Raw genomic sequence first — 20,514 nt, forward strand, 5'->3', positions numbered from 1 at the left:
ATTTTATTTTTCTTTAATTAACATAACATTGTTCATTCTTGTGAATAGCAAAATGGCTAGAAAGAGTGCGATACACACTGCACCGAGACCTACCCGATTTAAATACAAAATAGATGCACTGCTGATGATAAGTCCACCCAATCCAGAACCTAATGCAAAGCCAAATTGTATGAAGGATGTATTCACACTCAACGCGATATCCGGATACCGAGGTACCAAAGTGACTAGATATAGCTGTTGGGCAGGAGATATGCTCCAGGTTGCCAACATGAAAATCATGAAAATCACTATCAAGAACAAGAGATTAGTACCAGAAAGAGCAAGTAAAGTGAGCATTGCTCCTTGTAAAAGGAGTCCAAAACAAATTGTAAATTTTGATCCTTTTATATCTGCCAATTGTCCGCCTATTCTTGAGCCAACAAAGCTGCAAATTCCTGCAAGGAATAGAATGCCGCTTATTTCCGCTATGGAAAGTGAGGATGTAGCATGCAAGAAAGGTGTAATATAAGTGAATAGCGTTGAATAACCGGCGATATAAAATAATGTGATAGCCAGTGCAGTCAGAATCCTTGAATTTTTTAAAATTGAGAGCTGCATGCCTAGGCTAACTGGTTCTTCTTCCTTGATTACCGGAACTTTTTTGTGAACAACCAGGAATGGAAAAATGCATAATAGGCCAATCAAAATAAACAAAACTCTCCAGCCAAAGATCTCACTAAAAAAGGTGCCAATCGGAACACCTAGCACAAGCGAACTGCTAAGACCCATCAAAATAATACCGATAGCACGACCCCTTCTTTCTTTTTCAACCAGTCGAGTGGCTACTGCCATGGCTACCACTGTAGCGATTCCTCCGCTAGCTCCCTGAACAATTCGTACTAAAAAAACGGTTTCATAAGAAGGACTTATAAACATCAGTCCGTTACTCGCTATAAAAATACCCAGGGTAATTAATAATAGCTTCTTACGATCCACATTAATTGTTAAGGCGATAAGAATCGGAGCGACAATGGCTGCTGCAAGGGCAAATACAGTTACCAATAGTCCAATTTTAGATGTAGACACACCCAAATCCACGGCAATCATTTCAATTATTCCTGTGATAATGTATTCAACGGTCCCAATTAAAAAAACTGCAAGAGCCATAATATAGATAATAGTGTTGTTTTTCAATTCGCATCGTCCCTCCTCTTATCGGCTTTAACATGTCAATCTGGTCATTATAGAGCAATGTTTTTAATGAAAACTTGCTTAAGCGAGCAAATTCTTTAATTTGGAACAAAGTTTCACCTCCAATCAATAAGGTAAGTGCTTTATCCATCATTCAAGCAAGAACTGCTTGAGACGTTCATCTATACATTCCGAATCCTGTTTATGCTGTCCGATGCCCGCGCAATGTCCCCAGTTAGATTCAATAGGGAGGAAAGTGGCGTTTGGCATATGTCGTGTTTCATATTCGTTGTCTTGTGGAGGAAAGAACAGGTCTGTGCTTCCAGGCATGACCAGAGCCCTTGCTGTAATTCTGCTTAATGCAAGCTCGAAGTTGCCGTTGTAAACCGGGTTTGCACTAATATCCCCGGTGATACCAGTACGTAGCATGGTGATTAAGTTATTGGCGTCAAAGCTGAAAAACACTTGATCCCAGTAATCTACGAGATACTCTTCCAAGTTGGCAAAGCCCTCTTGCTGGTAAAGCTGTTCCAAATAATAAGCCTGAGAGAAGCCCCAAGCTGCATAAACTCGTCCCATGGCCGCCAATCCAACCCTCGGTTGCTCTTTGTAATAACCATCTTTCCAGCCAGCATCCGCTTGAAGAGCAGCAATCATTCCCTCGAATACTACCTTTGCATGAGGTCGGGTTTTAGCAGTTCCTCCGAATGGAGCGATTCGCTCGACCATATCGGGATAACTAGTCCCCCACTGAAAGGTCTGAACTGCGCCAAGTGACCAACCGACAACGAGGGCGATTTTTGTAATGCCAAATTTCTTCGTAACTAGTTGATGCTGTATTCGCACATTGTCATAAATAGAGATGTGTGGAAAATGTGCCTGATGATATGGCGGTGGTGTATTACTTGGTGAAGATGACAACCCGTTTCCCAGCATATTGGGTACAATGATAAAATACTTTTCCGGATCCAGTGCCTTACCAGTTCCGATTAACCATTCGTTATCGGTATGTAGTCCTGCAAACCAGGTAGGATAAACGATCACATTATTTTTGGCCTCATTCAACTTACCGTAGGTTTTGTACGCTAAAATGGCATTGGGTAGGGTGTCACCCGATTGGAGCGACACATCGCCCAGTTCAAACAGTTCATAATCTTTCATATCAAAATCTCCTCTCCATAATCAAAGACATAAATGTCTTTCTTGTCATAACTTTACGGCGATGTTATTGTTAAGTCAAAGAAACATTTTTGAATTGAATGTTCATTTTTTTTGAACTACTGGAGGTTTTTTAGTATGGAATTGCGTCAACTCAAAACGTTTCATACCCTTGCTTCTACACTCAATTTTAGCCGCGCAGCAGAAGTGCAAAACTACGTTCCCTCAACAGTTACGATGCAGATGAAATCATTGGAGGATGAACTTGGAGTCAAACTGGTGGACCGACTTGGGAAAAAGGTGGTTCTGACCGATGCGGGTAGAAGTTTTCTGGGCTATGTGGATCACATCTTGAGTGAACTAGAAGAAGCGCAGCATGCAGTCAAGCAATCTGGCGAAATGACCGGTACTCTGACCATAAGTGCGGATGAAACCTTGTGTACGTACCGACTTCCGGCTGTACTTCGTCGATTTCGTTTACGTTTCCCAGGGGTTCGATTGATGTTTCGTCCTCTCACTGAGCCGAACCTAAAGCAGAACTTGCGGGAAGGGAACGCGGACATTATTTTTATGTTAGATGAGATTAAGGGAGAGGCGGGAATTTGCGGAGAAAAGGTGCTTGATGAGCCCTTTCATCTATTGGTCTCACCTGAGCACTCGTTAGCTTTGAAAACTGCTTTGACGATTGAGGATTTTGATGGCGAGACTTTCCTACTTACAGAGCAGGGCTGCTCATATCGAATGTTTTTTGAGCGGAGCCTTTCTCAGAAGTCCATGGGAGGCATTACAGAATTGGAGTTTAGCAGTGCAGAGGCGATTAAGCAATGTGCAAAAATAGGGATGGGAGTTGCTATATTGCCTGAAATGGCCGTAGCGGCAGAGCTGAATCGGGGAGAGCTGGTTTCACTGCCGTGGGATTTGACTGCCATATCCTTTGCTACCCAAATGTTTTGGCATGAAGAGAAATGGATTTCCCCAGCCATTGAAGCATTTTTGAATTTGACCAGGGAGAACTTCCAGATTCATCCGTAATGGAAAAACTGGTTGTCATGAATAAGCAACTATAATACTAGGCTTGAGATGTAATGTTAGTCAATTAAGTGAAAAAGTTGCACCACAAGATAAAAACTATAGATGAAGAATAGAGATAGCATTCCAATTAATTTGCTAATTGGAATGCTATTTTTATTTGCATTACTACCGAAGTGTAACTTTAGAATAAGGATTGATTTAAAAGTTTCCTTCAACCTATATTTAACAACAAATACATAACTCTATTTTGAAAAATGATTGTTCAAAATAGATATCTTTCTAACTAAATAAGAGACTTTTACAAAAATGATTGATCTTTCTATTGAGTCTCGTTCAACTAAAGCCCACGTTAGTTGAATAAGCCTATTTTATTGAACTCCGTCAACTATTTGGCAATTCAAATGGATTAGATTTGTTAATTTTATCGTAAAACATAATACCATTTAAATGGTCGAATTCATGTTGTGCAACTATTGCTTCATATCCACTAAAACTATGTGTAATAATTTCTCCATCAATATTATAAGCACTAATTTTAATTCTTTCATATCGTGGTACATAGCCTAAAACATTTCTATTTACAGACAAGCAACCTTCACCATCAGGTAAATAAACTATATTTATTGAATGACTAGTAATTTTAGGGTTAATTAAAATGTACTCTTTACCATCTATATACATAACAAACATTCGCTTGTTTAAGCCTATTTGATTAGCCGACAAGCCAACACCTGCACGAAGTTTATGTTTTTCAGCCATTATAGGGTCTTGACTATTTTTCAAGTAGTTTAACATACAAACTAAATTTCCCTTATCCTCATTATTTAAAGGGAAAGGGACTTCTTTTAATTTTTTTCTTAATATATTTGCTCCTTCTAATACAATGTCTTTCATTTTAATCATGTAATTTCTTTTGAATTTATTCATATATAAATACCTCATCTACCTTTGTATTTAGTGCTTTCGCAATTTTAAAAGCCAGTGAAATGGTGGGGTCATATTTATCATTTTCAATACAATTAATTGTTTGCCTTGATACACCACATTTTTTCGCTAACTCCTCTTGGGTAATTCCCAATTTTTTTCTTAACACCTTAATTATATTTTTCATTGTAGAAAACCCTTTCTAAATGTCCAATACTTTTGACATTTAGAATTATACATATATCCTCTATAAATGTTCAATACTTTTGATAAAAATTTCTTTTATGAACACCTTAAAAGAAAATTAACTTATTTAAGCGATTCCCTTTCAAAATGAAACAACTTTATTATTTCTACACAGCTACTTTAACATTTCCTTGTTGAACTAACCTGCTTCGTTAGTTCAATAAAGAAAAAGGCTATGTTAGGAAAAGGTTGATTTATAACGTTAGGAATCCGCTGTATATGCAAGATAGTATTCAAAATATGATCCAGTGCAATTTCTTTTGAACAGTATTGAAAGCTTTGTTGTATCTAAGTTCAAACGATAGTGATTTAAAGGGTGTATATGAATGAAATACAAAAAAAACACTTAATACATTGGTATGACAACGTTTTAAGTGTTTTATGTCGACCCAAAAACTTGCATTTGGGAACGTTATTTTTGAATGATATGTATAAAATATACAAATGCTATTAGCATTACATTTCTGTGATCATTATTCATCAAAGCGCCTTTCGTAATGGAATAACAGATTAGTTTCTTGCTTCATCAAATCAATAATAAAGACCCTTTCGAGTATTATCGAATTATGTTCTCTGCAAAAAATAAATAAATTTTTTTAGACTTTGCGGTTGTTGTTTTCTATGTTTGATTATAAAATCTATCTTGATTGTTTCGGACAGTTCTTTATATTGAATTGTTTGTATTTCTTTTCGACTATTTGCAACGTCTGCCGGTATTATACTGATACCAAGTCCATCATGAACTGCTTGCAGAATGGATTCAAGTGAATCAAACTCAATGATAGCTGGATCATGGAAATTATTCCTCTCGGAAAAATCTAGTGTTTTATTTCTGTATATGCAATTTGTATCACTATTAACAATTAACGTTTGATCTTGTTGCTTTTCAAGTTTACTATATTTAGGTGAAATGAGTACGATTTTCTCAAAATAACTATAAACAGTTTCGAACTGAGAGTGGTTATACGAATCATTTATAAAAACTCCATCGAGTTCGCCATAGAAAAGCATTTCTTGTAACTTTTGCTTATCATTCGTTCTTACTTTTACATCAATGTTTTATGTTCTCTCAAAAATGAAGAAAACAGCTGAGGAATTCTAATTGCAGAAATTGTTTGGGATGCACCTATTGTTAAAGATCCTCTCCATTTTTTAGGATTAACTAATGATTTAGCTTCATCCATCAATAGTATAATTTGATTTGTATACTCTAGTAAGACGTTTCCCTCCTCAGTCAACGTTACCCCTCTATTATTACGCATAAATAATTTAACGCCTAATTCATCTTCTAAACTCCTAATTCTCTGACTAACATTAGGTTGTACATAACCCAATTTTTCAGCAGCTTTAGATACTGATTGTAGTTCTGCAACATGCTTAAAAATCCACAAATCATGACTTTCCAAGAATAACATTCCTCTCCCTGGTATCATTTAGAATGATACCTCCTTCATTATTCAGTATTATACTCTTCCTACTCATAAAAATATAATAAAACATATTAAATCAAACACAGTAAGGATGATTGAGAATGGAATTAAGAGATAAAGTAATCCTAATAACTGGCGGTGGCACTGGTGTTGGAAAAGCAACAGCTTTGAAATTATCAGCTGAAGGTGCAAAAGTTGTGATTAATTATAGTCGATCTGAAAAAGAAGCTGTCGAAGTTGTTAATGAGATTACACTGCTAGGAGGAACAGCATTCGCTTATAGAGCGAATGTAGAGATAGAAAAAGAAGTGAATGATTTAGTATCCCATATTGTTACATCTTTTGGGACGATCGATGCTTTAGTAAACAATGCTAGTATTACAGCTCAAATAGCTATGGATGACTTAGACGCCGTAACAGATGAAGTATGGGACTCCCTTTTCAGTGTAAATGTGAAAGGAATGTTTCATTGCGTAAAAGCTGTTGTTCCTTATATGAAGAAGCAACAATCAGGTGTGATTGTTAATATGGGCAGTGTGGCAGGAATAACCGGAATAGGCTCATCTATCCCATATGCAGCAACAAAATCAGCAATTCACACAATGACAAGGTCGTTAGCTATCGCATTAGCACCTTTTATTAGGGTGAATAGTATATCTCCTGGTGCAGTTGATACAAGGTGGTGGTCTGGTAATGAAGAAAAGATGTATCAACTTGCGGGGAACTTACCACTTAAGAGAATTTCAATACCTGATGATATTGCAGAGGCTATTCTTTTTCAACTGACTCAAGAATCTATCACGGGTCAAGTTTTTACAATTGATAATGGTCAAACACTTTGAAGTTTAAAATTTCCCCATAATATTAAACACCCCCCTATGGGTATACCAAATAAGAGGGTGTTTAGAATGTTTTACAATAACATACAAAACATACTCTGGACAACATTTTTAAGCATACTATACCAATCTTCCTAAAAGTTATAAAAATAACACCTTTTACTATAACTAGTTCCACAATCTCATAGGTATCTTATTTGCGGTTGAGAACACTCGAACCTGCATGGGCTATAGACAAGATCCTTAGTGGCAAGAAGGTCACTATGAATTGTGACAGAGGAAGCCCAGGAATTTTGATCGCTGGGGTCAGCATCTGGAAAGTCTCGATTTTTCTCATCCATCTGTTCCAATCCTCCATTGTAGTTAGTAATCTTACTGTTCATTATTCAACAGACAGAAATATCCTTATACTACCGTCTTTAGAGTGAAATTGAAAATCAGTTTTGTATGCTCTTTTTAAATCACTTTTCCAGATATCCACCCAAGCGTTAAAAACACCTTGTGAATCAGTATTATCTACTTCTACAACATGATAGTTACCTGCTGGAATGATGACACTACTTTCATCAATAAATTTCTCTTCAGTACCAATATGCAAATCATAATCACCTGTAAAATCACTTTCATAATTATTATAAACAGCATATACATCACCTTTTAAATTTAAACGAAGAATCTCTTCCCATAGACTAAGTAGTGCATCTGTATTTTGATTATTTGTTCTTATTCTTTTTCCATAAATATGTTTCTCAGTAACTGCTACATTCATTGTTAATTCCTCCTACTAGTTGATATAGAAAGTGTAGCATTCATACTATGACAACAGTCTGTCAGCTTTTATAAATAAATTTAATTTCATTCCTATATTCATTTTTAAGCCATAGTGGAGATAGTACCTTTACATGCCTACCAAACATCAATAAAAATGGCAGTACATTTTTATTGATGTCATAATTAAAGGCTACTTTTAAACTCCCATCTTCAAGTACAGATATTTCATCCTTAGTAAAAAAATCGTATAGTTTCCCAAGTTCACTTTTCGAAAACAGTAATATAATTTCCTCGACTTTAGCTGACTTATTAGTCAAATACTCATTTTCTTTCGTATAGACAGTTCTAGTATTGTCATGTATTACTTCCATATTTCTTATCCTAGTCAATTTAAAAAACCTTAAAGCTTTTCTGGATTCACAAAAGGCTTCTAAATACCAACTACCATTCATAAAATTTAGTTTTAAAGGTTGAATAATTCGACTAGATACATTCGCTGTTTGTGAAACATAAGAAATACAAATTTTATTTCCTTCATCAATTATAGAGAGTATTTTTTTTATCTTCACTTTTGTTTCGTCTTCTATAATTTCTCTGTGCAGGGTAGATGATATTATCGTAATGTTAGAATGATAGTCTTCTTTATTTTCTTTCAATAGTTCTATTTTTCTTTGTAAAATTGACAGTTGATTCGTATCAAATAATTCATTTTTTAATGTTAAACCTTCTAATAAAAATTTCTTTTCCTCTTCATTAAATGTAAATTTATCTAGTTGATAGTTATCAGTTAAAGTAAATCCACCATTCTTTCCTAAATATGAAATAATAGGGATACCGATTGCCGACAAAGCATCCATATCTCTATAAATCGTTCTTGTACTTACTTCAAATTCATTGGCTAATTCTTCAGCAGACACTATGTTTTTCTTCAATAAGTAGATAAGTATTGAAAACATTCTCGCGGTTTTCATGGCTTGTTCATCCTCCTATAGGTGTGTGAATGATTAACAGTTTGAATCGCTACATCTGAAAGTCTCTCCGATTTAACGAGCTCCTTTTTATTTTCCAAGAGCGTTGCTACAAATAAAATAATTTGTACTACAATAACGATATAAGATAATAAATACCAGTAGCATAAACAATAGGGCCGCTTTTTTAAAAGTGGCCCTTTTTGTATTTTTAGATATAGTTCGATTCAACCAACACTCTATTTTATCTCCAAAGCTATGATATATATCATTTTTCTAATTAAACTAAACTGCCTCGTTAGTTCAATAAGAAAAAAGTGCTGCCTAAGCAACTCAATGTTCTTCAAGTAAAGCCCCCATTAGTTTAAGAAGAAGTTGTTTTGAAATTAAAGGACAGTACTCATAAAGAGTTTAGGTGCATTTCTATAGATTTTGCCTTATCATAGATCAATTTTTTTAACATTACAGGAATAATAGAATTAATTGATTGTCCAAATTTTAAAAAATAGTTAGCTATAAAATCTTCCTCAGCTTTATTAAAATAGCCAGTTATTATGAAATTTTCATTGTCACTTTGAATTTTCATAGAAGGGTAATTTTCCTTATCAAAGATATCTTTCCCCTGTTTATTAACGATGACAGTAAAATCAATGGCATTAGGTTCTTTATGAAAATTATCAAGATAATCTAATAGTACTTCCAATTTTTTAGATTTGAAATCATTAGTTTCTGTTATTAAGAGGATTTTATCACATCGAAGAATTTGTATCTTTTCTGTTTTAATATTGAAAATTTTAGCATACCATTGCCCAAATTTAGAGTGTATTCGAATAAACTGTGCGACCATTTGTTTGTTTGTCTCTTTTTTTGAATAGGTTAAACAATAAACCTTTTCTGTAAAAATCCCTTGTAAAATTTCTTTTAAGTACGGACTAAAATTACTATGATTTGTGACCTCTAATGAGAGTACTTGATTCATAATTGAAATATTATTACGCACATTTTCAGGTAATACATTTTTAAATTTATTTTCTAGTGCGATGTTTTCTATTTCAAATGGCTTTGTTTTGTATCCATTTAAAGTGAGTAGAGAGAAATATAATCCATACATTTCATCGACAGTAAAAAAAACCGGTGACAATATACTACTATCTAATATCTCATACCTTCCATTTCTACCTAATTCCGAATATATCGGCATACCTATTTGTTCTAATGATTGAATATCTCGAAGTGCTGTACTTTTTGAAATGTTATACCTCTCCATTAAATCTTTTAAATTAAATGTTCTCTTATTATTCAAAAAAATAAGTAAATCATTTATACGTTCGGTTTTCTTCATAAATTATCTCCATAAAAGGTGTCATATATTGATACCTTTTTATCTTATACTAAGACTATCAATTAAAAAAGGAGCTAGTAATCTACTAACGGGGCAGGTTAGTTGAACAAGGCAAACGAATTTTAGTTAGGGAAATAATAATTAAGGAAACAAATACTTTGGAGTTGAAAGGGAGGAACCTTTCAATAAGACTTTGTTGACTCTACGAGGAAAGCTTTCAAACCAAGCTTTGGGTGTGTTTTCTTATTCAACAAACGGGCCAAATTGTGTTAAAGAAATTTTCATATCTGTATAAAAGCAATAACAAAAAAGGAGAATTAATATGCTTAAAATGTTTTTAGCATCTTCGTTTAAAGATGTAGTTGATCTATTTAGAAAATTTGCTGATGAAGACTTAAAAGGGAAAACTCTAACGTTTATTCCTACTGCGAGTATTCCAGAAGAGGTAGTTCACTATGTTAATACAGCAAAAGAAGAATTCAAAAAGTTGGGCGTGGTCCTTGTAGAACTCGATGTTGCTGTAGCATCGCCAGAAGAGATTAAAGAAAAATTGGAACGAAACGATTTTATCTATGTATCAGGAGGAAATACTTTTTTCTTGTTGCAAGAGTTGAGAAGATCAGGAGCAGATAAGATAATGAAAGAGCAAGTTGATTCAGGAAAATTGTATATTGGAGAATCAGCAGGAGCTATAGTAACTTCCCCTAATATAGAGTATATAAGATTTATGGACGATAAAGAAAAAGCTACTCAATTGAAAACGTTTGAAGGTTTAAACTTAATGGAATTTTATCCAGTTCCTCACTATAGTAACGAGCCATTTAAGGACTCGGCATCGGCTATAATTGCTCATTATGGTTCCACGTTAAACCTTTTACCCATCTCAAATACACAAGTAATTAAAGTTAAAGAAAACGATGTAATTGTTTGTTAATAAACTCAACTAACGGGCGCGTTTGTTGAATAAGCTCCACTTTTCTGATTCAACAAATGGGTGCTTTAGTGCAACAAGGATTTATAACGTATACATAAATAAAGCGAATAATGTTCCCAAATGAGTGATCCCAAGAGTAACGGGTTCCGTTTCCTATCGCAAAACTTTAATTTCCCTTATTTATTAATTTATTTAATGTTCTTATTGAACTAACCTACTTACGTTCGTTCAATAAAAAAAAAGCTGCCTAAGCAACTCTATGATCTTCTAGTAAAGCCCCCGTTAGTTTAATAAGAACAGCGACGCTTCTTCCACAATCGCGCCCGATAACTAAATAACGGTTAGCTTCTATTAGCTGATTGTGGAATTCCAAAGGGGTTTCTATTGGCGGTTCAGTTCAGCTAATTATTTTTCTGGTACTATAACGCTATGTTGAACTCCTTGTTATTCTTTTCCACTAAACTCTAAAATATTTAAACCCTCGGATGCTTCTGGTGCTTCAAAAAATTTAGTAACATGAATAAACGTCGCTTCCGTGTCAAAAGCTGCTCTTTCGGGTTGTTCGTTACGCCTTTGTGCAATTTGACTTAAGCATTGCTCGTTATTCAAATTAAGGAAAATTAGCTGATGGTTTGCATTGACCTCTGATGCTATATCCCAAAACCACTTTCGCTGTTTTTGAGTGTTACCTGGAAAATCCATCACTACATCTGTACCAACACTTAATATGTTTTGGACAAGCTTTTTCACCATCGGCTTGAGCTGCGCTGAAAATTTTAGATAGTCCTCAAATGATGTGATTTGATTGGGATAAAGAGATGAAAGCCATTCATCCTCAGATAACAGTACCGCATGTTTTTCTATAGCCAATTGGTTTGATTTAGTTGATTTTCCTGCTCCCATTTTTCCACAGAAAAAGTATAGAGTCCCCAATTGTTTCATATTTTATTCCTCCGGGCTTATTATATTGGTTGTTGCCTCACCTTGTAATACTATAATTTACAACCTAAGTTACTAGTAATAGTAACTGACTTTTTTAAGTATGAATATTCAGTTTCAAAAATTCAATATCTAAATCGGGTCTTTTAATTTTAAATTTAATTTTTTAATGTTTTAGGATATCCCCCCCTAAGACCTGCTTATTTTAACCTTTATTCAAGAATATGGCCCGATTGTTGAATTACAAGTTAAACAACACTCTTCAACTAAACTGCACCGTTAGTTTAATAAGAAAAAGCTACCCTTACAGGCAGCCTTGTTCTGCTAAAGCCCCCCTTAGTTGAAGAACAGAACTCTAACGTATTTTAAAGCAAGATCTTGAATCAATAAAAATATCAACAAGCCACATACTCCTAAACCAATAGATATAAATAAATGAACGGAGTTTTGCAAGGCTATATAAACGATTACTAACAAAACAGCAGTTGCAGGTAATCCCCAAAGTACCCCTAATGTAAACTTGCTTAACATTGCTGTTTGCTCCCCTTGGACATACAGCCATATAATGCTTAGTAAACTTACTAAAGGAAATGCAGCTATTATTCCTCCATATGAAGGAAATCTTCTTGAAATCTCCGTAACAACACCAATAACGATTGCTGAAGCAATAATTTTCGTTATCACATACATTGTTTTGCACGATCACTTAAGATTTTTAGGGCTTGTTCTACTAAATTCTTTTCATTGTCATCAAGTTGATTCAACACTTGTTCTAATTTTTCTTCATCTAAACTAGTATTTCTATGTAAAACTTCTTTACCAAAATCCGTTAGACAAAGAATTACTTTTCTTTCATCAAGAGGATCTCTCCCCTTTATTAAATAGTTCTTTTCAATCATTCTTTTAACGTGTTCCGAGGCAGTATTATGAGAAACCTGTATGAATGAAGCAATTTCATTTACTCCTATCTCATCCTGTTTATCTACAAGTTGAAGAATACGGACCACTTGATGAGAGATTTTTTCTTTATGAAGATAATGTAAATGGAAATAAATATCTGTCCAATATTGATTTAATAGTGAAACTTTACTGTTCATAAATACCACTCCTTTATATCGTCAATTACGATTGTATCGTATATTACGATGCAAAGTAAAGAGTTTGTTTTTTTCATACAAATCGGAATCTCTTATTAAACTAACCTGCCCCGTTAGTTCAATAAGAAAAAAGAGCTGCATACGCAAGGCACTGACTACCCTTTTTGAGACAAAAATAAAACACCCTATTATGCAGCCAATTGACGGTATTGAACCGGCGATTGGCTGTTTAGTTTCGTTTGAATACGGATATTGTTATAATAAGTAATGTATTCTTCGACAATCTGTATCACACGTGCATTCGTTGTGCGATAGATATCGTCGAGATAGAACGTTTCAGACTTTAGCGTGGAATGAAACGATTCGATTGGGGAATTATCAGCTGGCGTGCCTTTGCGGGACATGCTCATGGTAATTCCTTTTTCTTTGGCTGCTTTTTGATAAGCATAGGATGTATAAACGGACCCTTGGTCACTATGCAGAATGCATCCTTCTGGTAGCTTAGGCAATTGATAGAGCGTATCCAACACAAAATCAGTGTCTTGTTTGATACCAGTAGTTTGTGCCACAATTTCTCCATTGTAGACATCGAGAATACTAGAAAGATACATCATCGATTGACCAAAAGGCAAGTACGTAATATCCGTGACTAGCTTCTCCATGGGCTTAGATGCTGTAAAATCACGTGCTAATAAATTCGGTGCAACGTATGCTGGCTGCCCGGTACGCTTCCGTTTCTTCACCTTTACTTTACATTGCCAACCATATTTTTGCATAACACGTTGCACAGTCTTCCTACAAACTCCTGGATACAGATTAGCAATCTTTCGATAACCATATCGAAATTTATTCTGTTTGCACAAGTCACCAATCTGCTGATCTCGAATCTCCTTTTGTGTGGATTGATCCACATCATTTCTCCAACGATAGTATGACGAGCGACCTACGCCTAAATGAAGACAGATTTCACCAATTGGCAAAACATCTTTTAATTCTTCAACTAATTGAAGTACTACTTTTGGCGCCACTTCCCTTCCAATTCCGCGTACTTTTTTAAAACTTCAATCTGTTGTTTCAACTCCAAATTCTCTGCCTGTAGCTTGGCTGTCTCGCTTTCAAATTCCGGTCCTTTGCCGAAGGCATATTGTTTACCAACTGGTTGTTTAAGACGGTGCATTTCACCATTTCGATACCAATGCATCCATCGCTTCAACTGCGTATAGTTTCGAATGTCCAATTCTTCCATTACTTCTTTTACCGGTACGTTAGCCAATCGCATTTCAATTGCCTTCATTTTCACTTCTACTGGATAACTGACTCTTGTTCCCATAGAAAAACACCTCCACATTGATTATTTCAGGTTTAAGTCCCCGTTATTCAATGAAAGGTGTTTTTATTTGTCTCATATTATTAGGTCAGTGCCCAACTCAATGATCTTCAAGTAAAGCCCCCGTTAGTAAAAAAATCACTTTAAAAAGGACTTGTCAAAATACTCCATTACTAGTATTACTAGCCCCAAAATCGACAACAACAATCCTACAACAAATGGGAAACCTAGGAATAAACTTTCAACACTTTCATTCGCATATTGCTTTCCTCCAAAAATTGCATACCACAACTGTGAACCAGACCAACTATTCATGCTGGGAATATATAATGCTGCCACCACAATTATAGTTAATGTAGTAAATAATCCCCCTAACATTATAAAACCGCCAATTACTGTCCTTTTCATTCTTTCGCCCCCAATCTATAAATTTCCCCCCTTATTTTCATCCCCTTCTATTCTATCTATTTCTCCAAGCAATTTAGATTTCCCTTGTTCAACTAACCTGCCCCGTTAGTTTAAGTACATTTCTTCACAATCTTCATTATGATATTAACGTAAATTTCCAACGAAAACCAACTCACTTTTAGAAATTTTTAAAAGTGAGCATTTAACTGGACGGACCATTCTAATCTGTAAATTTATCAATATTTGTTATTTTTGGAAAATATGTAGGGTATAGTAGGATTAGATTCGTCTTATAAGGTAGAAAGGGGGAGAGTGCTATTCAGGATGAGATTTTAGTAGAAAAAGTGAAAGCAGGTGATGAGCAGGCGTTTCGTTTCCTTATTGAAAGATATAAAAATGATTTGTTCAAGGCGTTATATCCGATCCTCAGGAATGAGAAGGATGCAGAGGATGTAACTCAAGAAGTGTTTTTAAAAATCTATTATGCTCTCCCTCAGTACAAATCACAAGGTTTGAAGGCGTGGATGACGCGGATTGCGATTAATCATGCAATTGATTTAAAGCGCAAGAAGCAACGTCAGAATGAAACGGTTCTTGAACCAGAAGTGTTTTCAGCAATAGCTCAAACCGGTTGTAATACCATTGCTCTTCTTCTGCGAAAAGAACAGAGAGAGGTAGTACGACATCGATTAGATGAAATGCCCCCTAATTATAGAGATGTTATTTATGCGTATTACATAACTGAAAAAAGTTATAAACAAATCGCTGATGAGCAGGAGGTTGAGGTTAAGACAATAGAAATGAAGTTGTACCGTGCAAGAAATTGGATGAAAAAACATTGGAAGGAGGATGATTTTTGATGAGGCACTTCAACAACGAAGAGTGGAGGAGTTATATAAACGATAAGTTATCAGAAACTACGTGTGAAGAGCTAGAAGATCACCTATTTTCCTGTGACCAATGTTTAGAAGTCTATATGAAAATGTTAGATAGACAGGCAGAGGAGCTACCAGTGATAGATTATACTAGCTTTACAGATGAAATAATTGCAGAACTCCCTCAAAAGATGGTACGAAATAAAACACTTTATCAGCGAACACTATTTCATTACGCGGTAGCAGCAGTAATTACATTAACACTTATGACAACTGGCTTCTTCCAAACCATTATGGGTGTTATTACTACCGTTGAAGTATCGTCGATATCAAAGCCACAGCAAAGTGTATCGAATAGCCTAATGGAAAAATCTTTGGCACTATTTGAAATAATTGATATAAAACATAAGGAGGGTCAATAACGATGACTAAAAATCCACTACTTGCGTTCTTCCTCACCTTTATTCCGGGGGTGGGACATTTCTACTTAAGTCGAAAAGTCAGAGGGTTCCTTTATGGAGCAGGGGCCATATTACCTTTCATATATGGTTTCCTCCTATATATCCAAATTTATTCAGACGAAGCACTAATTATTGGGATATTCATCGCAGCAATCGTAACGGTAATTAGTGTAATGGATATGGTACTTTACTTATTAAAAAATCAGAGACTTACGATACCAACTAACCAAACGCACCAAACGTTAGAGGAACCAACCCAAATTAAAACGGACGAAAATGAACGCTTTTATACAATTTTACTTTCCTTTATCCCAGGGTTAGGTCATTTTCAACTAGGTTTAATGAATAGAGGATTAACATTCCTAATCGGATTTTTTGGACTTGGAACGATGGTCTTATTTATATCAGTTTTCACGGACCAAATTGCATTCTTGGTGTTTCTAGGGATTCTCCCTGTGCTTTGGGTTTATAACATGTTTGATGCAATTCAACAAGTGAGCAAAAAGTTACGAGGAGAAGAATTAATAGATAAGACGATATTAGAGGATTTCGAAGAAACACGTCGTGAACAAGGAAAGAAAAGTAAGACTTTAGCAACGGTATTATCGATTTTTCCAGGTGCGGGACATATGTACTTAGGGTTACAAAAACGTGGCTTACAGCTCATGGCAGCTTTTTTGTTGGGAATTTATATTTTAGACATTTTAAGACTTTCACTGTTTCTATTTTTAATCCCAATAATATGGTTTTACAGCTTTTTTGATGCATTGCAAAAGGTTTCAATGCACGAGGAGGAGGAACTAGAAGATATCCCAATGATCTCGTATTTTGTGAATCACCAAAAATGGTTAGGTATTGGTATGTTGACGCTAGGACTTTATTATTTAATTGCAAATGTGATCATCCCTGCGTTAGCGCCGGCATTAAAGATAAATCTAGGATTTGATATTGAATATTGGTATTATAACTACTTCCAAGTCAGTGTTATCTGTATTTTATTAATTGGCGGGGGCTTGAGGCTGTTATTCGGAAGCAAAATCCGAAAGGAGAGTCGTAATGCGTAAATGGCGTGTTGGTACTGTATCAATGGGCTTATCTCTTATATTTCTAGGGGTTCTCTTATTTATAACTCAAATTAAGGGGAAATTTATGTTTGAACCATTTCTTGTATGGTGGCCGATTATCCTTATTGTGTTAGGAATTGAAATTATCGTTTACCTCTTTTTATCAAAGCAAGAAAATCCAATTGTAAAGTACGATTTTATAAGCATTTTATTTGTTGGTATATTAGGTACTATTGGAATTGGCTTTACGATTTTAACTTCAACTGGTCTATTAACCGAGCTGCAAACCCTTGTGGTGGCTGAGGATAAATCATTCAATCTACCTTCAATCGAGGAAGAGATACCAGACAACATTAAAAGAATTGTCCTGGAAACGAATGATCATGAAGCAAAAATAGAGGGTTCTGACGTAAACCAAATAAATATATTTGGTACCTATAGCGTAAAGGTTAATCCGAAAAGCAATCCTCCGATTACAGACAAGGATAATTATACGCTGACAAAAATAGTAGGCGACACAATGTATGTGACGATTAAAGCTACTTCTCGTCATTCGGGTCCTTTCTCGACCTATATGGCAATCGAGCCTACAATTATTGTACCAGTTAATGTTCGCTTAGAGGTGAGAGGAAAGCATAATACAATTGAGCTGCATCCAGGTTCTCTTGAAAACCATTGGACCGTTGATGGACCAAGCTATGTTACCATGCATCTTGAAAAAAATAATGATGTACTACTTTCAGCTACTTCAAGAAATAACCCGCAAAATGGTAATGTGAAATGGGATTCGATTGAAATATCAGACAAAGGCGGAATCGACAAGTTTGAAGAGGAAGTAAACGACAAACTTTACAAAGGAACTTTTAAGATAGGAAACGGAACATTTCATCTTAATATATTTAATAGTGAGCTAATTTCGGTGAATTTGGTAGAAGGGATTTAAAATCAATTTAAGGTATCCCCAAAGTGGTGGTATTCTTGTAGGATAGAGTTTTTAATAAAAAGGTATCTATTTTTCGCTATTTTTTAAAAAATTCCAATGATGTATAGCGATAATAAAGTTGTTTAATTTCGCTATAATAAACAAGAGCCTTACTACATTTGATATGTAATAAGGCTTTTAAAGTTGTTTAAAATCGAATTAATCTAAAAGAATTTTGTTGCTTAAAAAAATAATAAATTTGTGTAATTCTTATTGAACTAAAGCCCCCGTTAGTTTAAGTACATTTTTTCACAAACTATTAGTTTAAGTTAACAATCACGTCAATTAAAACTACTTCCTAGCTCATTACTCTGTAAACAGATTGAAGTAAATATTTGATTGAGTTCGATTACTTCCTTCGAAATAAAATTAAATCGTACAACCAAAACACTACACTACTAGAAAGTACTGTGAAATAGTAATTAGAAGTCTTATAAAAATCTACATGGTCAAGTGCATAGAAAATAGTAGTAACGATTGTTCCGGTAATTAGATATATTAAGAATAATTTGCTGGCGCGAATATTGATTTTTTTTTCATCCAAATAAGATTGTATCAGTGCTCCTGGAATTAGATAAACAATACTATATATTAGACCAATAAAAAATATATCTATTGGATTAAAGTTTCTTGGAACTGTTAAGAAACATACTAATAAGCTGAGAGAAAATCCAGATAAAATTGAACAAAGTAATACTTTGAAATAAAACACAAAAATATTTATTTTTCCATGCATCCAAATACCTCCCTCTTTTTCGTTAATTATTAAGTTGAAGAAGAAAATTAGCCTTCAAGTGAAATGCTAAAGCAACCCTAACTCGTTTTATTTCTCCTGATTTATGTATTCACTCCAATTATAACTCAGGTTACTTCTTCAACTAAACTGCTGCGTTAGTTCAATAAAGATAAAGGCTATGCTGTAGGAAAAGGTTGATTTATAACGTAAAGGAATCGACTGCATTTGCAAGATTTTATTCAAAACATGAGCAGTACATTTCTTTTGGACAGCGTTGAAAGCCTTTGTTGTATCTAAGTTAAAACGACAGTGCATAAAAAGCCGTATATGAATTTAATAGAGAAAAACACTTAAAACATTGATACCACAACATTTCAAGTGTTTTATGGTGTCCCCAAACTTGTATTTGGGAACGTTATTAGGTTTAGTTATGTATACGTTATAAATCCTTGTTGCACTAAAGCGCACGTGAGTTCAATAAGTAATGCTATCTGTTTGAAAATTATGTTTAATCTAGAAAATAAGGAGTAATTCCTACTTCTCTTAAGATGTTATTTAAGTTGTTTGGAAATATGTTAGCATCAATACCCGATTCAATTAATACTTGTCTAAGTTCAATGAATAATTGCTTATCAACGGATCTAAAAATATACTCAAAACGCTTTTGATTATCTAACCTAAGTAAATACCAAACCAAATCATCATATAAATATGGGAACTCTTGTTTAATGTTTTCTCTATTGTCGAGAAATGATTGAACATAATCCTCAAAACGATACACTTTATTTTCATCGAAATCTTGGTATTTTTTAAGTTCTTTGATTGGTCTAAAGATATAAGCTGACCCCAATTGCCAATTACCAAGACCCACAAAAAAAACAAGTAACGAATATTTTCGTATTTCAGGATCTGGATCTGAAAAGTAAAGATAATAATTGTCATAATTATCTTTACTCCAATCTTTAGCTAATCCTGGATCAACTTCGATTCCTGCTACAATCCTCTTAGCTTTATCAAGTACCGTTTTTGACATCGGTTATTCCTCATTTCCTGGCATCGTTACTTGAACAATGCTATATAATTACTACTCCAACAATTAGCAGCTTAATTTGCTAATTCAACTATCCTGCGCCATTAATTGAAAAAAAGTACTCAAATCCTGGTTTGGAAAGCTTTACTTGTAGAGTCACCAAAGTCTCATTTGGGAACGTTTATTAGGTTTATTTTGTATACTTTATAAGCTTTGGTTCACTAAAGCAACCTGTTAACTTAAGTACATTAGTTCACAAAGACTTCTTATAAGTAACAAGAAAAGGTGCTAACAAAGAACCAATTATACAAATAAAAAAAGCTATGCCAAGTGTCACAAGTAAATTGCTAAAAGGAGACAGGAAATAACCGAAGATGAGCATTGGAAGAATAGTAAAAAAGACAAAAATTAATCTGCCTTGTACTGTTGTCTTATGTGTTGTATCGCATTCAATACATTTAATCGGTTTATAATTCTGCCAACAGGATTTATAGATTTCGCTCCAACTAAAATGTGCATTGCATTTCTCGCATTTTTGCAAAGCTAATCACCTCCGTATATTGATATATTAGTATTTCTAGATAAATCCCCCGATACCTTTAAAACCTTCCCAAAGCGTCGTTTGGGAAGATTCTTGAAATGATCTTTCACTAACGCCCCCGTTAGTTGAATATTAAAGAATTCCAAAATAGTTACTCTATTATTTTTGCTAAAGTCCCCGTTAGTACAAATAAAAAGGTTTACTTGTAACTAAATGTTACTATTATGACCCATAATCACT

22 protein-coding genes and 1 pseudogene are annotated in these 20,514 nt (G+C 34.5%); 7 read left to right on the top strand and 16 right to left on the bottom strand.

Annotation, left to right across the window (positions count from 1 at the left end):
- Positions 1–3: 3 nt before the first annotated feature.
- Positions 4–1,173, bottom strand: a complete 1,170-nt coding sequence (locus CSE16_RS12650) for an MFS transporter (RefSeq protein ID WP_099424229.1) — start codon at positions 1,171–1,173, stop codon at positions 4–6.
- 147 nt (positions 1,174–1,320) lie between these two features.
- Positions 1,321–2,331: an alpha/beta fold hydrolase gene (locus CSE16_RS12655; protein WP_099424230.1), complete on the bottom strand. Its 1,011-nt coding sequence runs from the start codon at positions 2,329–2,331 to the stop codon at positions 1,321–1,323.
- A 135-nt stretch (positions 2,332–2,466) separates the two neighbouring features.
- Between CSE16_RS12655 and CSE16_RS12660 the strand changes: the two genes are divergently transcribed.
- Complete coding sequence (locus CSE16_RS12660) at positions 2,467–3,360, top strand: LysR family transcriptional regulator (RefSeq protein WP_099424231.1); 894 nt, start codon at positions 2,467–2,469, stop codon at positions 3,358–3,360.
- 381 nt (positions 3,361–3,741) lie between these two features.
- Here CSE16_RS12660 and def read toward each other — a convergent pair whose 3' ends face one another.
- From def to CSE16_RS12675, 3 genes and pseudogenes are all read right to left on the bottom strand, one after another.
- On the bottom strand, positions 3,742–4,287 hold the full coding sequence (def, locus tag CSE16_RS12665; protein ID WP_099424232.1) for a peptide deformylase: 546 nt from the start codon (positions 4,285–4,287) through the stop codon (positions 3,742–3,744).
- A complete protein-coding gene (locus tag CSE16_RS12670; protein WP_099424233.1) occupies positions 4,280–4,471 on the bottom strand; it encodes a helix-turn-helix transcriptional regulator in 192 nt (63 codons plus the stop codon). Before CSE16_RS12670 ends, def begins: the two co-directional genes overlap by 8 nt.
- Positions 4,472–5,094: 623 nt before the next feature.
- Positions 5,095–5,936, bottom strand: a pseudogene (locus CSE16_RS12675) (LysR family transcriptional regulator).
- 125 nt (positions 5,937–6,061) lie between these two features.
- Here CSE16_RS12675 and CSE16_RS12680 point away from each other — a divergent pair.
- Positions 6,062–6,802 (top strand): SDR family NAD(P)-dependent oxidoreductase, encoded by a 741-nt coding sequence (locus tag CSE16_RS12680; RefSeq protein ID WP_099424234.1) that lies wholly within the window; start codon positions 6,062–6,064, stop codon positions 6,800–6,802.
- A gap of 379 nt (positions 6,803–7,181) precedes the next feature.
- Here CSE16_RS12680 and CSE16_RS12690 read toward each other — a convergent pair whose 3' ends face one another.
- The 3 genes from CSE16_RS12690 to CSE16_RS12700 all read right to left on the bottom strand — a co-directional run bounded on the left by CSE16_RS12690 (position 7,182) and on the right by CSE16_RS12700 (position 9,880).
- Entirely contained in the window at positions 7,182–7,568 is a 387-nt protein-coding gene (locus tag CSE16_RS12690) for a GyrI-like domain-containing protein (RefSeq protein WP_099424235.1), read from the bottom strand.
- Positions 7,569–7,629: 61 nt separating this feature from the next.
- A complete protein-coding gene (locus CSE16_RS12695; RefSeq protein WP_099424236.1) occupies positions 7,630–8,541 on the bottom strand; it encodes a helix-turn-helix transcriptional regulator in 912 nt (303 codons plus the stop codon).
- Between the two features lie 397 nt (positions 8,542–8,938).
- Positions 8,939–9,880 carry a helix-turn-helix transcriptional regulator gene (locus CSE16_RS12700; protein ID WP_099424237.1) on the bottom strand — a complete coding sequence of 314 codons (942 nt, stop codon included), beginning with the start codon at positions 9,878–9,880 and terminating at the stop codon, positions 8,939–8,941.
- A gap of 322 nt (positions 9,881–10,202) precedes the next feature.
- Between CSE16_RS12700 and CSE16_RS12705 the strand changes: the two genes are divergently transcribed.
- Positions 10,203–10,814 carry a Type 1 glutamine amidotransferase-like domain-containing protein gene (locus CSE16_RS12705; protein WP_099424238.1) on the top strand — a complete coding sequence of 204 codons (612 nt, stop codon included), beginning with the start codon at positions 10,203–10,205 and terminating at the stop codon, positions 10,812–10,814.
- Between the two features lie 444 nt (positions 10,815–11,258).
- Here CSE16_RS12705 and CSE16_RS12710 read toward each other — a convergent pair whose 3' ends face one another.
- The 5 genes from CSE16_RS12710 to CSE16_RS12730 form a co-directional block, all read right to left on the bottom strand.
- Positions 11,259–11,756: a P-loop nucleotide/nucleoside kinase family protein gene (locus CSE16_RS12710; RefSeq protein ID WP_099424239.1), complete on the bottom strand. Its 498-nt coding sequence runs from the start codon at positions 11,754–11,756 to the stop codon at positions 11,259–11,261.
- A 333-nt stretch (positions 11,757–12,089) separates the two neighbouring features.
- Positions 12,090–12,443, bottom strand: coding sequence for a DUF3147 family protein (locus CSE16_RS12715; protein ID WP_099424240.1), 354 nt, complete (start codon positions 12,441–12,443; stop codon positions 12,090–12,092).
- A complete protein-coding gene (locus CSE16_RS12720; RefSeq protein WP_099424241.1) occupies positions 12,434–12,850 on the bottom strand; it encodes a MarR family winged helix-turn-helix transcriptional regulator in 417 nt (138 codons plus the stop codon). The genes CSE16_RS12715 and CSE16_RS12720 overlap by 10 nt, the downstream gene beginning before the upstream one ends.
- 188 nt (positions 12,851–13,038) lie before the next feature.
- A protein-coding gene (locus tag CSE16_RS12725) for an IS3 family transposase (protein ID WP_371514483.1) occupies positions 13,039–14,180 on the bottom strand; the annotation gives its coding sequence in 2 pieces (ribosomal slippage) (positions 13,039–13,907 and positions 13,907–14,180; 1,143 coding nt in all).
- A 135-nt stretch (positions 14,181–14,315) separates the two neighbouring features.
- Positions 14,316–14,585 carry a hypothetical protein gene (locus CSE16_RS12730; protein ID WP_099424242.1) on the bottom strand — a complete coding sequence of 90 codons (270 nt, stop codon included), beginning with the start codon at positions 14,583–14,585 and terminating at the stop codon, positions 14,316–14,318.
- A 344-nt stretch (positions 14,586–14,929) separates the two neighbouring features.
- On the opposite strand from CSE16_RS12730, the gene CSE16_RS12735 reads away from it, so the two are divergent.
- From CSE16_RS12735 to CSE16_RS12750, 4 genes are read left to right on the top strand one after another with little or no spacing between them, the layout of a single operon-like run.
- Positions 14,930–15,445 (top strand): sigma-70 family RNA polymerase sigma factor, encoded by a 516-nt coding sequence (locus CSE16_RS12735; protein WP_253896083.1) that lies wholly within the window; start codon positions 14,930–14,932, stop codon positions 15,443–15,445.
- On the top strand, positions 15,445–15,882 hold the full coding sequence (locus CSE16_RS12740) for an anti-sigma factor (RefSeq protein WP_099424244.1): 438 nt from the start codon (positions 15,445–15,447) through the stop codon (positions 15,880–15,882). The genes CSE16_RS12735 and CSE16_RS12740 overlap by 1 nt, the downstream gene beginning before the upstream one ends.
- Positions 15,883–15,884: 2 nt before the next feature.
- Complete coding sequence (locus CSE16_RS12745) at positions 15,885–16,985, top strand: DUF6677 family protein (protein WP_099424245.1); 1,101 nt, start codon at positions 15,885–15,887, stop codon at positions 16,983–16,985.
- Complete coding sequence (locus CSE16_RS12750) at positions 16,978–17,928, top strand: exosporium protein E (protein WP_099424246.1); 951 nt, start codon at positions 16,978–16,980, stop codon at positions 17,926–17,928. Before CSE16_RS12745 ends, CSE16_RS12750 begins: the two co-directional genes overlap by 8 nt.
- 388 nt (positions 17,929–18,316) lie before the next feature.
- Here CSE16_RS12750 and CSE16_RS12755 read toward each other — a convergent pair whose 3' ends face one another.
- The 3 genes from CSE16_RS12755 to CSE16_RS22250 form a co-directional block, all read right to left on the bottom strand.
- The gene (locus CSE16_RS12755) at positions 18,317–18,703 is read right to left on the bottom strand and encodes a UPF0715 family protein (RefSeq protein ID WP_099423462.1); all 387 of its coding nucleotides are present in this window, start codon (positions 18,701–18,703) and stop codon (positions 18,317–18,319) included.
- 508 nt (positions 18,704–19,211) lie between these two features.
- Entirely contained in the window at positions 19,212–19,736 is a 525-nt protein-coding gene (locus tag CSE16_RS12760; RefSeq protein WP_099424247.1) for a hypothetical protein, read from the bottom strand.
- A 250-nt stretch (positions 19,737–19,986) separates the two neighbouring features.
- Positions 19,987–20,274 (bottom strand): TIGR04104 family putative zinc finger protein, encoded by a 288-nt coding sequence (locus CSE16_RS22250; RefSeq protein ID WP_099424248.1) that lies wholly within the window; start codon positions 20,272–20,274, stop codon positions 19,987–19,989.
- Between the last annotated feature and the right edge of the window lie 240 nt (positions 20,275–20,514).

Origin of the sequence: Solibacillus sp. R5-41 (assembly GCF_002736105.1) — a bacterium.
In the GTDB taxonomy this organism is placed as follows: domain Bacteria; phylum Bacillota; class Bacilli; order Bacillales_A; family Planococcaceae; genus Solibacillus.

Bases quoted from the DNA above. Each gene is read 5' to 3' on its own strand.
- def (WP_099424232.1), bottom strand. From the start codon at position 4,287: ATGAATAAATTCAAAAGAAATTACATGATTAAAATGAAAGACATTGTA.
- CSE16_RS12715 (WP_099424240.1), bottom strand. From the start codon at position 12,443: ATGTATGTGATAACGAAAATTATTGCTTCAGCAATCGTTATTGGTGTT.
- CSE16_RS12660 (WP_099424231.1), top strand. From the start codon at position 2,467: ATGGAATTGCGTCAACTCAAAACGTTTCATACCCTTGCTTCTACACTC.
- CSE16_RS12745 (WP_099424245.1), top strand. From the start codon at position 15,885: ATGACTAAAAATCCACTACTTGCGTTCTTCCTCACCTTTATTCCGGGG.
- CSE16_RS12670 (WP_099424233.1), bottom strand. From the start codon at position 4,471: ATGAAAAATATAATTAAGGTGTTAAGAAAAAAATTGGGAATTACCCAA.
- CSE16_RS12690 (WP_099424235.1), bottom strand. From the start codon at position 7,568: ATGAATGTAGCAGTTACTGAGAAACATATTTATGGAAAAAGAATAAGA.
- CSE16_RS12705 (WP_099424238.1), top strand. From the start codon at position 10,203: ATGCTTAAAATGTTTTTAGCATCTTCGTTTAAAGATGTAGTTGATCTA.
- CSE16_RS12710 (WP_099424239.1), bottom strand. From the start codon at position 11,756: ATGAAACAATTGGGGACTCTATACTTTTTCTGTGGAAAAATGGGAGCA.
- CSE16_RS12655 (WP_099424230.1), bottom strand. From the start codon at position 2,331: ATGAAAGATTATGAACTGTTTGAACTGGGCGATGTGTCGCTCCAATCG.
- CSE16_RS12720 (WP_099424241.1), bottom strand. From the start codon at position 12,850: ATGAACAGTAAAGTTTCACTATTAAATCAATATTGGACAGATATTTAT.
- CSE16_RS12755 (WP_099423462.1), bottom strand. From the start codon at position 18,703: ATGCATGGAAAAATAAATATTTTTGTGTTTTATTTCAAAGTATTACTT.
- CSE16_RS12680 (WP_099424234.1), top strand. From the start codon at position 6,062: ATGGAATTAAGAGATAAAGTAATCCTAATAACTGGCGGTGGCACTGGT.
- CSE16_RS12730 (WP_099424242.1), bottom strand. From the start codon at position 14,585: ATGAAAAGGACAGTAATTGGCGGTTTTATAATGTTAGGGGGATTATTT.
- CSE16_RS12750 (WP_099424246.1), top strand. From the start codon at position 16,978: ATGCGTAAATGGCGTGTTGGTACTGTATCAATGGGCTTATCTCTTATA.
- CSE16_RS12695 (WP_099424236.1), bottom strand. From the start codon at position 8,541: ATGAAAACCGCGAGAATGTTTTCAATACTTATCTACTTATTGAAGAAA.
- CSE16_RS12700 (WP_099424237.1), bottom strand. From the start codon at position 9,880: ATGAAGAAAACCGAACGTATAAATGATTTACTTATTTTTTTGAATAAT.
- CSE16_RS12740 (WP_099424244.1), top strand. From the start codon at position 15,445: ATGAGGCACTTCAACAACGAAGAGTGGAGGAGTTATATAAACGATAAG.
- CSE16_RS12760 (WP_099424247.1), bottom strand. From the start codon at position 19,736: ATGTCAAAAACGGTACTTGATAAAGCTAAGAGGATTGTAGCAGGAATC.